General features: G+C 64.6%; 9 protein-coding genes, 3 tRNA genes and 2 pseudogenes. 3 read left to right on the forward strand and 11 right to left on the reverse strand.

Annotated features, from left to right (window positions below):
• Positions 1–28 precede the first annotated feature (28 nt).
• Both E3O11_RS06265 and E3O11_RS06270 read right to left on the reverse strand, forming a co-directional pair.
• On the reverse strand, positions 29–610 hold the full coding sequence (locus tag E3O11_RS06265) for a signal peptidase I (RefSeq protein ID WP_166787510.1): 582 nt from the start codon (positions 608–610) through the stop codon (positions 29–31).
• Positions 611–634: 24 nt separating this feature from the next.
• Complete coding sequence (locus tag E3O11_RS06270; RefSeq protein WP_241994667.1) at positions 635–1,285, reverse strand: SipW-dependent-type signal peptide-containing protein; 651 nt, start codon at positions 1,283–1,285, stop codon at positions 635–637.
• 385 nt (positions 1,286–1,670) lie between these two features.
• Between E3O11_RS06270 and E3O11_RS18675 the strand changes: the two genes are divergently transcribed.
• A complete protein-coding gene (locus E3O11_RS18675; protein WP_134495445.1) occupies positions 1,671–2,213 on the forward strand; it encodes an AAA family ATPase in 543 nt (180 codons plus the stop codon).
• Here the strand turns inward: E3O11_RS18675 and E3O11_RS18680 are convergent.
• From E3O11_RS18680 to E3O11_RS06295, 4 genes and pseudogenes are all read right to left on the reverse strand, one after another.
• Positions 2,166–2,801 (reverse strand): annotated as a pseudogene (locus E3O11_RS18680) (ATP-binding protein); the annotation flags it as partial. The gene E3O11_RS18675 and the pseudogene E3O11_RS18680 overlap by 48 nt on opposite strands.
• Positions 2,798–4,371, reverse strand: a pseudogene (istA, locus tag E3O11_RS06285) (IS21 family transposase). The pseudogenes E3O11_RS18680 and istA, both read right to left, overlap by 4 nt.
• A gap of 258 nt (positions 4,372–4,629) precedes the next feature.
• Positions 4,630–4,703, reverse strand: a tRNA-Met gene (locus E3O11_RS06290).
• A 31-nt stretch (positions 4,704–4,734) separates the two neighbouring features.
• Positions 4,735–4,806 (reverse strand) — tRNA-Thr (locus E3O11_RS06295).
• Positions 4,807–4,932: 126 nt separating this feature from the next.
• On the opposite strand from E3O11_RS06295, the gene E3O11_RS06300 reads away from it, so the two are divergent.
• A complete protein-coding gene (locus tag E3O11_RS06300; RefSeq protein ID WP_092448409.1) occupies positions 4,933–6,630 on the forward strand; it encodes a glycoside hydrolase family 13 protein in 1,698 nt (565 codons plus the stop codon).
• Entirely contained in the window at positions 6,627–7,406 is a 780-nt protein-coding gene (locus E3O11_RS06305) for a GTP pyrophosphokinase (RefSeq protein ID WP_198415558.1), read from the forward strand. The genes E3O11_RS06300 and E3O11_RS06305 overlap by 4 nt, the downstream gene beginning before the upstream one ends.
• A 2-nt stretch (positions 7,407–7,408) precedes the next feature.
• On the opposite strand, the gene E3O11_RS18420 is transcribed toward E3O11_RS06305, so the two are convergent.
• The 5 genes from E3O11_RS18420 to E3O11_RS06330 all read right to left on the reverse strand — a co-directional run bounded on the left by E3O11_RS18420 (position 7,409) and on the right by E3O11_RS06330 (position 12,624).
• Positions 7,409–8,584 (reverse strand): M23 family metallopeptidase, encoded by a 1,176-nt coding sequence (locus E3O11_RS18420; RefSeq protein ID WP_166787511.1) that lies wholly within the window; start codon positions 8,582–8,584, stop codon positions 7,409–7,411.
• Between the two features lie 181 nt (positions 8,585–8,765).
• A complete protein-coding gene (locus tag E3O11_RS06315; RefSeq protein ID WP_092448411.1) occupies positions 8,766–9,602 on the reverse strand; it encodes an inositol monophosphatase family protein in 837 nt (278 codons plus the stop codon).
• 67 nt (positions 9,603–9,669) lie between these two features.
• Positions 9,670–9,751 (reverse strand) — tRNA-Tyr (locus E3O11_RS06320).
• Between the two features lie 103 nt (positions 9,752–9,854).
• Positions 9,855–11,765, reverse strand: coding sequence for an efflux RND transporter periplasmic adaptor subunit (locus E3O11_RS06325; RefSeq protein WP_092448412.1), 1,911 nt, complete (start codon positions 11,763–11,765; stop codon positions 9,855–9,857).
• Complete coding sequence (locus E3O11_RS06330; RefSeq protein WP_092448413.1) at positions 11,758–12,624, reverse strand: DUF5666 domain-containing protein; 867 nt, start codon at positions 12,622–12,624, stop codon at positions 11,758–11,760. The genes E3O11_RS06325 and E3O11_RS06330 overlap by 8 nt, the downstream gene beginning before the upstream one ends.
• Between the last annotated feature and the right edge of the window lie 5 nt (positions 12,625–12,629).

Genomic DNA, 12,629 nt, shown 5'->3' on the forward strand with positions numbered 1-12,629 from the left:
ACCCCTCTCGTTGCCGTGCCGCGGACTGTCACCATGTTTCCTGACGTTCTCTTGTCGAGTTGATGCTTTCCTGCCGCGAATCAATCACCGCTGCCTCGCGCTCCGGGCGCGACGGCCAGAAGGCCCAGACGATGGCGAGTGTGATCAGCAGGGTGGTGACGCCTATGAACAGGGGGGATTGCATTGTGCGAAGAGCAAAGCCGAATCCGGGAAATCCGATCACGGCCCGCTGCACGGTCTGCACAATATAGGTATCGCGGTCGACCGTGGCATTGGCATCACCTTGCAAGGTCAGTGCGCGAGCGGATGCCTCCCCCGGAATTTCCTCGATGCCAACGATCCGGTGGGTGATCGGCAGGTCGTACCCGGCGCGGGCAACCGTCACGATATCGCCGATGACGAGGTCGGCCGCTGGAACATCTTCTTCGACCACGATCGCTGATCCGGTGGGCAGACCAGGCGCCATCGACCCGGTCAACACGATCACAATCGAGAGCGAAAAAACGAGGGTCAGCACGAACCCGACGATCGACAGGAGTCCCGCCATACCGGCGAGGGTGAGCAGAATATCCTTGGCGATTGCGCCGGCATTGCGACGGGGCAGTCTCACGCGTGGCATCGTTATATCGGCGGTTTAGCTTGAGACGGCAGAGAATTCCCAGGCCGGCGCAACGGTACGCCCCTGCAAGTTGAGACTCTGATTGGTCTGGGCGTTGCTCGGCAGGGTGACCTTGAAGCAGTAGTGCTGCGTGTTCGCACTGGCCGCTGATAGGGCCTGCGCGGCGGCTCCGCCCGTGGTGCTAAGTGCTCCGTCGACGATCTTCGTAATAACAGGAGTAGTAGTGGATGCCACAGTGCTGGCATTGCAGGTGAACGCCGTTTCCGAAGCCCACACTTGCAGCGTGAGGGCACTCCACAGGGCAGCACCCGAGTCGACGACGGTGACACCGGTCGCGGCAACGGCCGGCTCCAGCATCAGATTACCGGCGACAGAGTTGGTGACCGTGCGCAGGGCGACGGGAGCGTAGACCGAATCGCCGGGAGTGAGGCTCAAAGCATCGAGACCGAACGTGAGCGCCTGGCCCGGATTCGTTTCATCCTGAACGAAAGCGGCCGTATCAAAGGGGATGACGACGTTCTGCTCAACCTCGAAGGAGGATGTTCCGACGCCGGCGTTGTCGCCGGTTCCGCTGGCGCCGCCGAAGACCCATTCGGTGTCGGTCCACGCGGCCACGGTTGCCGTCGTTCCAAGACCGAGTACGGCACCACCGGCCAGAATAGCCATAATCTTGCCACGCCTGGAGCGCCTGGAGCGTTTGCGTGCCAGACGGCAGGCGGGTGGGCTGTGAAATGTCATGCTGTGTCCTTTGGCTCGACTGGGCTAATTCGGTGTAACGAAGCAGGCAGGTCAGGCCGGTCGTCACCCGTGCAGCCACCAACGCTAGGTGAGGTTTTTCGGCGAGGGGCCGCTTCACGCCGAAACCAGTACCTCAACCAGTCACCTGACGGGTAAACCCGTTATGCACACTCACTCATTCGGGGGTGGTTTTTGACAGAAATCCAGTAGTGCGGTGCGAGAACCCAGTGGGTGACGGTTGCAAGCGCACGGAACGCCGCCGGTATCGTGGAAAATCCACGTACGTGGTGGGGTCGAGATCCGTGGGGGCGGTATGAGTGTTGAGCGACACAGGATAGTGCCGGATAATTCAGCCGCCTCACCCCGCGTCGTCGGGATCGATCGCCACCCGCAACAGATTGTTACCCGCCTAAGGTCAGAAACCAGCGTGGTGATCTTTGGGCCGCTCGGATTCGGTAAAACCTTCCTGCTCGACAGCGTCGAGCGGCGCCTGAGTGAGACTTCTCCGGAGCCCGTGCGCATCATTGGAACCATGGGTACCAGCAGCGAACCCTTCGGTTCCCTGCTCAACGGACCAAACCTCACCCTCACCGAGGCGCTGGCTGGCACGAGCGTGACCACCGGTCGAATTTTGAGTTACTTCCAGCAGGTTTGCGCCGTCGACCGGCCAGTCGTTCTCGTTGACGACGCCCACCTCCTCGACGCCCACACCATGCGGAGCCTGAGCCAATTGGTGGTCGCGCAGGCCATCACGCTCCTCGCTGCGAGCGATCTGGTACCACACGCCCCCCTCCTGTCGATCGACAGGGCGCTGGCGCCAATCCCGCTGTGCGTATTGGGTGCAGAACACCGTTGATGCCTGGTCGTAGCGTTGCTCGAGGAGTTCCAAGAGCATGCTGCGGGTGCTGTCGTCGGGTTCGTCGAGGAGCCATTCATCGATCACCAGGAGCGTGAACGCGGTGTACTTGTTCAGAAACTTCGTCGTCCCGGCGGGTTTATCGCGGGCCAGCTGCCAGGCTTCTTCGAGCTCCGGCATCCGAATGTAGTGCGCCCGCACCCGGTGCAGGCACGCGGCCTTCGCTAACGCGCACCCCAAATACGACTTCCCCGACCCTGTAAATCCCTGGAACACGACGTTCTGCTGCCGGTCGATGAACGAGCACGTGCCTAGTCCAGCGATCACAGACCGGTCAAGGCCGCGTTCCTCGACGAGGTCGAGTCGTCTCAGGTCAGCGTTCGGATATCGCAGGTTCGCCCGGCGGATCAGCCCCTCGACCTTGGTTTGGGTGAATGCAGAATGGGCGTCATCGACGGCAAGTTTGATTTTCTCCTCGAACGCCAAGCCGAGGGTCAGGGTGTTGTCTTGGGCGTCGAACGCGTCCAGCAGGGTGGCCACGCCCATCTCACGGAGCTTGCGTTTGGTCTCAATATCGATCCGGCTCACCGAGAACCGCCTCCCGCGTAGTAGTCGGCGCCGCGGACATACCCACCAGTTTCAGGTTCGGTGGGTTCGAAGCGCGGAATCCCTCGGGTGCTTACCTTGTCCTGCCCGGTCTCCAAGATCGGCCGCAAGTGCGCATACCGGGGCGACCGGACACGCCCTTCGAGCGCGATCTGGCACGATTTTTTTCCACTCGCTCACTGGAGTAGCGGCGGCTCAGCCGCCGCGCTGCCAGAGCGGCGTCAAAGCCTTGCTCCTCCACGGGCACCGCCTCGAAGATCCTGTTCACCACGGTCACCATGTGCGGGCCGACACGCGTCGCCCAAGCCCGGATCCTGACGCTGTCCCACTCTCGATACTTCTCGCCCTGAGGCTGGTCGGCATCGTTCGTCCGGTACTCGTTCACGACATGCTCACCAAACAAGAGGTGGCTGGTGCGCCGCTCATGATTGCGATAAATCTCCAGCACTTGGGTGGTGATGCGCAGATCCACGCCCTGCCCGATCTGCGCATAGGGGGCGGAGTAGAAATTCTTCTCCCAAACCACATGCCCGTTCTTTTGAACCCGGCGCCCCATGATCCACCTGCTGATCTCGTAGGGAACCGACGGCAGCGGCCGCAGCAGTGCCTTCTCCTCGGATTGGAACACGCTGAGGCGGGAGCCGGCGCGTTTCTGGAACGGTTCCCGGTTGCAGGCATCCATGCGCTCCCGGATCGCGACCCGCAACTCGGGGAGGGTACCGAAGCTTCGATTGCGTAAACCTGCGATCACCCAGGTGGCCACGTGCGAGACCGTGTTCTCGACGCTGGCTTTGTCTTTTGGGCGGCGGATTCTGCCGGGGAGCACCGCCGCTGAGTAATGCGCAGCGAGCTCCCGGTAAGCGTCGTTCAACACGATCTCGCCCTCACGCGGGTGCTTGATCACCCCGGTCTTCAGGTTGTCGGGCACGATCCGGGGAACCGATCCGCCGAACCACTCAAACATCCCCACATTGGCCAGCAGCCAGGTGTCCTGCCGCATATCCAGAGCCAGCTCGACGAACGCATACCTCGAAAACGGCAGACACGCCACAAACAAATACACGCGAGACGTCTCTCCCGTCACCGGGTCAATGAGCTGCATCGTCGGCCCCGACCAGTCGACTTCGATGGCCTGCCCAGCCTTATGACCCACCCGGGACGCCGCCCCCGTGATCAACGTATGCGCTGCATATGCCTTGCAAAATCGGTCGTAACCCATCGACGGCTGCTTCTTCACAGCGCACCCGTCGACGTACTCGCCATGGAGCAGCTTCAGCGTCACCCCGACCTTGGCGAGCTCTTTGTGCACCCCGTCCCAGTCGGGCTGCACAAATACACTTTCATGCTCGCCGCGACCCGGGAACAGCAACGCATACACCTCAGCATCGCTGCGGCTAACGTGGCCCTCGCGGCCGACGCCGGCCTTGTCAGCGGCGTCAAATACCGCCAGCACACTCTTGCGCGACATGCCCTCCGCGAGTGCGATCGCGCGCCCCGTCATGCCCTCGGCGCGGAGTTCGAGCACCCGTTTCGCTTTTATTCTTCGTACCATTGCTAACTATTCCTTCCGCTGCGTGCCAATACACGCAGCGGAAGGAGCTAAGCAGATGGCCCCTAACGGAAATATTCAGTGGCCCCCGAACACGCTACTCGCCGCTTGGATCAATGGCCCCGAAGGTCAATAACACCGGCCCCCAGGAAAGCGAATATTCAATTTCAATCTGCGGGGTTTTGCGGGGTTGGCCCAAAATCGGCGAAAAAATACCCCGGACTTCCGCAGAAGTCCGGGGCGATTTTAGTAAATACCGTGTAGCGGGAGCGGGAATTGAACCCGCGACACCACGATTATGAGCCGTGTGCTCTAACCAACTGAGCTACCCCGCCGCGACTTGTCGGCTGTTCGCTTCCAAGCCTGAGCCCCCTGTGGGAATCGGACCCACTACCTCTTCCTTACCAAGGAAGTGCTCTACCAATGAGCTAAGGGGGCAGAGCAACCAAAAAACAGTAGCAATGCCGCGTTTTTGGCAACCTAGAAACTTTATCACCCCAGCAAGGCGATCGAGACCACTTAGCCCACACCGAGCATCCACTACCGATGCCGTAGCATTTAAATATGACTGGCACCAAACTGACTTCCGGCACCGAATGGTGGCGCACGGCCGTTATCTATCAGATCTACCCGCGGTCCTTCGCCGACGCAAACGGTGACGGCATGGGCGACCTCGCCGGCATCAGCTCGCGATTGCCCCAACTCCAAGAGCTTGGCATCGACGCCATCTGGCTCTCTCCCTTCTATACGTCGCCGCAACGCGACGCCGGCTACGACGTCTCCGACTACTGCGACGTCGACCCGCTGTTCGGCACCCTGGACGACTTCGAGGTGCTGCAGCGCACCGCCCACGACCTGGGCATTCGCGTCATCGTCGACATCGTGCCGAACCACTCCTCGAGCGACCACGGCTGGTTTCAGGCGGCCCTCGCCGCCGGCCCGGGCAGCGCAGAGCGCGCCCGTTACACCTTTCGCGATGGCAAGGGCGAGAACGGCGACCTGCCGCCGAACAACTGGGAGTCCGTCTTCGGCGGCCTCGCCTGGACCCGCACGACCGACCCCGACGGCACCCCCGGCCAGTGGTACCTGCACCTGTTCGACACCAGCCAGCCCGACTTCGACTGGGACAGCGAATGGGTGCGCGAACAGTTTCGCGCGGTGCTGCGCTTCTGGCTCGACCGCGGCGTCGATGGTTTTCGAGTGGATGTCGCGCACGGCATGATCAAGGCTCCCGGCCTCCCCGATTACACGCCACCCGCCGAGGGCGGCAGCATGGGCGGCGCCCCGGCCACCCTCGAGCCCGGCATCAGCGCCGAATCGCCCGTGACCGCGCCCTACTGGGCGCAGGACGGCGTGCACGAGATCTACCGCGACTGGCACAAGGTGCTCGCCGCCTACCCCGGCGACCGCGTCCTCGCGGCCGAAGCCTGGGTCGACCCGCTGAGCCAGATGGCCAAGTGGGTGCGCCCGGACGAGATGCACCAGGCCTTCAACTTCGCCTACCTTGAGACGCCTTGGAACGCAGCAAAGCTCAGGAGCGTCATCGACGAGTCGATCGAAGCCTTCGGCAACGTGGGAGCCCCGAGCACCTGGGTGCTCTCGAACCACGACGTGGTGCGGCACGCTTCCCGGCTCGCCCTCACCGGCGAGAACCTGCAGGGGCACGGCATTGGGCCCAAGACCGTTGGACTGCCGGACACTGCGGTGGGGCTGCAACGCGCGCGGGCAGCATCCGCTTTGATGCTGTCACTGCCGGGCTCGAGCTACCTCTACCAGGGCGAGGAACTCGGGCTGCCCGAGGCCGTCGACCTGCCCGACCACGCCCGCGAAGACCCCACCTGGTTTCGCACCAACGGTGAGCGGTACGGGCGAGACGGATGCCGCGTGCCGATTCCGTGGGAAGGTGCGAGCGCGTCGTTCGGCTTCAGCACCGGCGCGAAGAGCTGGCTGCCACAACCGGCTGAGTGGGCCGGACTGGCCCGCGACCAACAAAACGGTGTAGCCGGATCCACCCTCGAGCTGTATAAGCACGCGCTGAACCTGCGCCGGGAGCACTCCCTCGCCTCCGGCACGGTGGAATGGATCGACGGCTTCGGGCCGGACGTAGTGGCCTACCGCAACGGCGCCGTGACGATCGTGGCGAACACGGGCGCGGCATCCGTTCAACTGCCCGCCGGCGACGTGCTGCTCGCGAGCGAAGACCTCGTCGGCCGCACCCTGCCCGGTGACGCGACCGCCTGGTTGCGCGCCGTAACAGCATGACCGACGCGCTCGACCAGCCAGACGATGCTGCAAACACCGCGCTGGGGACCATCGCCGCCATGCGCGAGCTCAAGCTCGAACTGACCCGATTCATGATGTCCTACAAGTTCGCGACCGACGAAATGCTGACCAAGATCAACATTTTGAAGGAAGAATTCAGCTCGATTCACGACTACAGCCCGATCGAGCATGTCAGCTCGCGGCTGAAGTCGCCGGAGGGCATTCTCAAGAAGGCCATCCGCAAGGGACATCCGCTCGAGCTCGACGGTATTCGTGACAATATCCAGGACATTGCGGGAATTCGCATCACCTGCAGCTTCATCTCCGACACTTATCGCATTCGCGACCTGCTCGCCGGGCAACGGGATGTCACGGTGCTGCAGGAGAAGGACTACATCCGGGAGCCGAAGGCGAACGGCTACCAGAGCCTGCACCTGATCGTGGCGATTCCAGTGTTCATGTCGGACCGGGTGCAGCCGGTCACGGTCGAGATTCAAATTCGCACGATTGCGATGGACTTCTGGGCCAGCCTCGAGCACAAGATCTTCTACAAGTACAATGGCGCCGTGCCCGACACACTCGTCGAGGACCTGCGGCAGGCAGCGGATGCCGCCAATCGCCTCGACGTGCAGATGGAGTTGCTGCACGACCAGGTCGTGGCGCGGGGGCCCGCTGCCGATGACGCCGACCTGTTCAGCTTCGACGGCCTGCCGCCGTTTCCGCTGCCAAAGGGCCTGCTCGAGTCTTTCATGCGCGGGCGCACGGAACCGGAATAGCTCTAGTTAGTGTTGGCGTAAAGCCACTCGAGGGGGTCGATCTTGGTGCCGTCCTTGCCGCCGATTCGGATGTCCAGGTGGAGGTGCGGGCCGGTCGACATGCCTGTGCTGCCAGTCTTGCCGATGACCTGGCCGACCTTGACCAGGTCGCCCTCCTTGAACAGCATCGATCCGTGAATCATATGCGCGTAAACGGTCGTGACGAGCTCGCCGTTAATCATGTGGTCGATCATCATGTGCACGCCGAGGCTGGCTTCGCCGTCTTCGGCGTAGCTGACCACGCCGTCGGCGATAGCCTGAATCGGCGCACCGATACCCGGGTTAAAGTCCTGGCCGCCGTGGTTAGCGGAGCATCCGGCGCAATTGCGCGGGCCGAAGCGGTCGCCGATGTGCACACCGACGGCAAACGGCCACTGAATGGTTCCGTTCGGGTTGTTGGTAAAGGTATCTTCCAAACGGATGCCGCTGGCCGCGGCCACCTCGGCGATCGAGCTTGACTCATACCCGTCACGTTCGACGGTGAGAATGTCGCCGTCGGCCAGGTCCATGCTCTGAGTGTCTTCGGCCGGCAGAACGCGCTGGGCTTGCAGAGCTGAGGCCTGCACGTCCTGCGCCGAGAGCAGCGCCTCAGCCGGAAGGGACGTGGCGACGGCCATCAGGGCGACGAAGGACATCGCGAGGATCGACGCACCCTTGGCGGCGCGCTTGCGCATGCTGCTGCCGAGCGGGCGCGACGGGGCCGCGCGACGCGGCAGCGTGCCGGCCGGAACGAAATCGCGGGCTGGCGCGAAGGACTCCCCCGCCGGCTGCTCGGTGCGCTGGCGGCGGCGAGGCCGGGCGCCGGCCGCGGGAATTACGGTCGGAATCGACTGGGTGGCACCGAGAACCAGCAACTTTTCGTAGTCGGTGGGCTCGGCATCGGCGACCGCGACGGCCGCGACGATGCGGTCGGTCTCGGTCACAACGGGCGGTTCGAGGTCGGGTTCGGTCAGGTCCGCAGCGACGATCAAATCGGCGGCAGGGCTGAGCCGCAGGACCTCTGCGACGTTTTCGTCGACCGGCGCTGCGGTGGCGAATGCCACGCGCTCGCGCTCCCGCAACTGACGCCGGGTCAGGGCCGCAGGTTCCACGCGGGGAAAGACAGCGTCGTCACTCTCGCTGGACACGGAAGTATCCAAGGATGGAGTGTGACGTGACAAAGTGCAGCTTTCAGCGAGGCGGACGGGAACTGGTGCTCGTACTGGACAACGCCAAACAACGACTGGCCAATATAACGAATTGATTAAGGATAACGCGCAAACCTGAGAATAGCAGAGGACGCGACGGATCACACCCCGATTTGGGCAAGTGGGTAAAGAGTCAAGCTTCCTGCACGGGAGCCGGAAAACGGTCGAATAGCTCTGCCAGCACGGGTTCGAACTGACCGTAGAGGCGGGGAGCAGCGGCGATGAGCAGGTCGCGACCCTCGGCATCCGCTTGCAGAGCGCCGACCCGGGCACCAGCCTCGCGTACTATCAGGGCGCCGGCGGCGTGATCCCAAGGGTTGAGTCCGCATTCGAAATAGAGGTCGAGCCGCCCGCAGGCGACCGAACACAGGTCGAGTGCGGCCGACCCGATGCGACGAATGTCCCGCACCTGGCCGATGAGACCGCCAACGACGTTCGCCTGCCACACCCGCCACGCCGCCTCGTAGCCGAAGCCCGTGCCGGCTAGGGCGAGCGAGAGCGGAACGTCCTGGTTCACGTGCAGGCGCTGGTCGCCGAGCCAGGCTCCCGACCCTTCGGAAGCCGTGAACACCTCGCCGAGGGCCGGGTTGACGACCGCGCCGGCGAGGGTGTTCCAACTGGCCGGATCGGGATCGCCCTGCACCACGGCGATGCTGACGGCGTAGAACGGGATGCCGTAGAGGTAGTTGACGGTACCGTCGATGGGGTCGACCACCCAGGTGAGCCCGGTCGTGCCGTCGGTCGTGTCGGATTCTTCGCCGTAGAACCCGTCGTTCGGGCGAGCGTCGGCGAGCAATGCACGAATGTGCCGCTCGACCTCACGGTCGGCCGCGGTGACGATGTCTTCCGGCGAGGACTTCGACGCGGCGATCTCGACCCCCTCGGCGCGGCGCCGGTGGGCGAGCGCGCCCGCGGTGAGGGCGATGGTGCGTGCGAGGTCCAGCAGCTCGGTCGGGGCAGGATACGTCATGCCCCCACGCTACAGGTGGCTGTGTTAACGAGAACAGGCAGGCCCTGAGGCCTGCCTGTTCTGCTCGTGGCGAGTGCGAGGTTCGAACTCACGAAGGCTACGCCGTCTGATTTACAGTCAGATCCCTTTGGCCGCTTGGGTAACTCGCCAGGCGCTCCCGACCAGGTGTAATCACTTGACCGGAGACGCGGGGTTAACAATACAAGACGAAACGCCTCACCGAGAAATCAGCACGTTTGACAAGGCGGGCGTCTACCCGGCGGGCGGCCCAACCATACCGGCCGGCGGGGTGCGCAGCTCGGTCGACGTGTCGCCGCCGAGGCCCGCGAGTCCGCTCTCGGTCTCGGTCTCGGAGCTGGCGATGGCGGCATTCAGATCGGCCAGAATCACCGTGTCACCGATGTCGATTCCCGACCTGATCTCGGTCAGTTCGGAACCGACCGCACCCACCGTCACCTCGGTACTCATCGAAACGCCATTCTCGAGCAGATCGACCGTGTAAATCGCATCGGCTAGGTGCACGGCCGAAGTCGGCACGGTAAACACCTCGTCGAGGCTCGCCACCGCAACGGCGACCGCGGCCGAGCCGCCGTTCAACAGGGCGGGGTCGGTGCTCCCCAGCGCAATCTGCACCGTATAGGACGGCGTTGACGACGATGACACGTTCAGGATTCCGATCGAGCTGACCATTCCGGACAACTCGTCGTCAACGCTTGCGACATCGACGGCTGCGCTTTGGCCGACGACGACCCCGGCGATGTCGGGGAGCGAGACGGTCGTGCTCACCACGAAACCGTCCTCACCGATGATGGTGATCACGGCACTGGACGATGACGCCGTGACGCTGTCACCGACCGCCAGGGCGACAGCCGCGACGGTACCGGCGATCGGGCTGGTCAGCGCCGCCAGCGTCAGATTGCGCTCAGCGATCGCCAGCTCCGCAACGGCCGCGTCGATCTCGGCCTGGTCGGCCACAATGGTTTCGGCCGAGGCGACCGTTGCGGCCGCAGCGCCACCCGCGGTGGTGCTCGGCACTTCGGCAGCGGATGTCGCAGCCGCGCTGGTGCTCGGAACCGTGGCGGCGGCACTCCCCGTCGATCCGGACTTCGCCGTGCCGGCTACCGCTTTCTGTAGCGCGCTGACGGACTGGTTGAGGTCATCGACGAGCGTGAGCACGCCAACTTGAGCCTCGTTGGTCGCGGTCTGGCCGGCGAGCACGGCGGTGATGGCGCTCTGGCAGTCGGCGAGGGCGAGCTTCGCGGCCGCAAGCTTCTCGGCTGCAGTCAGGGGGGTAGCGGCGGTCGTGCCGGTGGTCGCATCTGCAGTCGTGTCGGCGGTCGTGTCGGCGGTCGTGTCCGTCGTCGTATCCACCCTTGTGTCAGCATTCGTATCCGCGGTCGCTTCCGCGGTCTCATCCGCCGCAGCCTCGTCGAACGCGGCCTCTAGGAAGGGCAGGCAAACGTCGGTCGTCCACGCGATGGCGACGTCGGTCGCGGCGAGCGCGGTCACGGCCACGTCGTACTGGGCAAGCAGGGCGGCTTGCGCGGCGCCGACCGCCGTGACGGCTTCCGCCATAGCGGCCGAGACCTCGCCGGTCGAAGCAGAGGTCGAAGCAGAGGAGGCCCCCGAGGCAGCGCCGGCACCCGACGCAGCAGACGTCGTCGAGGTGGCCACAGCATCCGTTGTCACTGTGCTCGTCGTGCTCGTCGCCGTCTGCGAGTCGAGGTCACTCTCGAGAGTGAGCTGGGCGCTCGCGATATTCGCCTCTGCCTCGGCGATCGCGTCGTTCAGGCTAGCAACGTCGAGGGTGGCGAGGGTCTGCCCGGCGGTCACCGTATCGCGCAGGCTCACGGCCACGCTGCTCACCGTGCCGGCGACCGAAAACGATGCGTCGCTGCGGCTGGCTGAGGCCAGGGTCCCGACCAGGTCGAGCGATTCGCTGACCGAACCGAGCGCGGCTGCGACCGTTCTGTAGTCGCCGCCCTCGGCACGGGTCAGGGCGTAAGCGACGCCGCCGCCGGAGGCGACGAGTACGGCCGTGACCGTTCCCACAGCGAGCAAGCGCCGGTGCTTCTGCCGGGCTGCCCGCAGCTTCTTCGCGGATGGCTGGTGCTGTACAGCGGATGCCGCCGCGCTCGTGTTGGTCGCGGTGCGCTTACTCATTTGCGTCGCCACCCATTCGGCCACCGGGGCCGGCCATGGCGCTCACGCAGCCGTCGTCGCCGGTCACCGAGAGTGCGACAGCACTAGCTGCAAAGCTTCCGGTGTCGTCGGCCTCGCCCTGGGCGCTCGCGCACAGTCCGACCGCAAGCGCCGACGCATCAGAAGCGGATGTCTTGGTGTAGCTGGTCGAGTCGTCGACCGTCACCGTTTCGCTCGCCACCACACCGTCAACGTCGGTCGAAGCGACCGTGATGGCGGTTGCGGTGACCGCGGTGACGAGGCCGGTCGTGCGGGTACCGAAGCCGCCGGCATCCGCTGGCAGATCGGTCGGGATACCAGTCGGGGCGGTCCCGTCGGCACCCATCGGCATATCCTCGGGCAGATCGGTTGGCATATCGGTCGGCATATCGGTCGGTGGCGTGCCACCGGGCATGCCACCGCCACCCAGTTCGCCCAGGCCCGACGCGCATGCGCCGTCGACCGCGTCGGTGACGGCGACGCTCGTCGGGACGGTTGCGGCATCCGTGCCGTCGGCCGCTGCCGCACTCGACAGATTCACGCACTGGCCAACGCTGACGTCGGCCAGTGTCGCGGCGAGCGTCGAGGTGAAGGTCGTGGCGTCGGAATAGGTCACCGCGGTCTGGGAATCACTGTCCTGCAGCTGAAAGGTTTGCCCGGTCAGAGCCGCGATCTCGCCGGTAAGGCCGGGCGCGACCCTGGCTTGCTCTTCCGTTGACGTGTCCGTCGTGCTGGCCGCGGCCGCCGTGCCGTCGGTGCCGGCGCAGCCCGAGAGCAGCAGCACGCCGCCGAGGGCGAGCGCCCCGCCCGCGAATGCCGCCCGGCGCTTGAGTTTCATCATGTCAG

It is taken from the genome of Cryobacterium levicorallinum (assembly GCF_004402405.1).
Classification (GTDB): Bacteria; Actinomycetota; Actinomycetes; order Actinomycetales; family Microbacteriaceae; genus Cryobacterium; species Cryobacterium levicorallinum.

What these genes read in the sequence shown, in the direction of transcription:
- E3O11_RS06270 (WP_241994667.1), bottom strand. Translation starts at nt 1,285, where the DNA reads ATGGCTATTCTGGCCGGTGGTGCCGTACTCGGTCTTGGAACGACGGCA.
- E3O11_RS18675 (WP_134495445.1), top strand. Translation starts at nt 1,671, where the DNA reads ATGAGTGTTGAGCGACACAGGATAGTGCCGGATAATTCAGCCGCCTCA.
- E3O11_RS06300 (WP_092448409.1), top strand. Translation starts at nt 4,933, where the DNA reads ATGACTGGCACCAAACTGACTTCCGGCACCGAATGGTGGCGCACGGCC.
- E3O11_RS06305 (WP_198415558.1), top strand. Translation starts at nt 6,627, where the DNA reads ATGACCGACGCGCTCGACCAGCCAGACGATGCTGCAAACACCGCGCTG.
- E3O11_RS06315 (WP_092448411.1), bottom strand. Translation starts at nt 9,602, where the DNA reads ATGACGTATCCTGCCCCGACCGAGCTGCTGGACCTCGCACGCACCATC.
- E3O11_RS06325 (WP_092448412.1), bottom strand. Translation starts at nt 11,765, where the DNA reads ATGAGTAAGCGCACCGCGACCAACACGAGCGCGGCGGCATCCGCTGTA.
- E3O11_RS06330 (WP_092448413.1), bottom strand. Translation starts at nt 12,624, where the DNA reads ATGATGAAACTCAAGCGCCGGGCGGCATTCGCGGGCGGGGCGCTCGCC.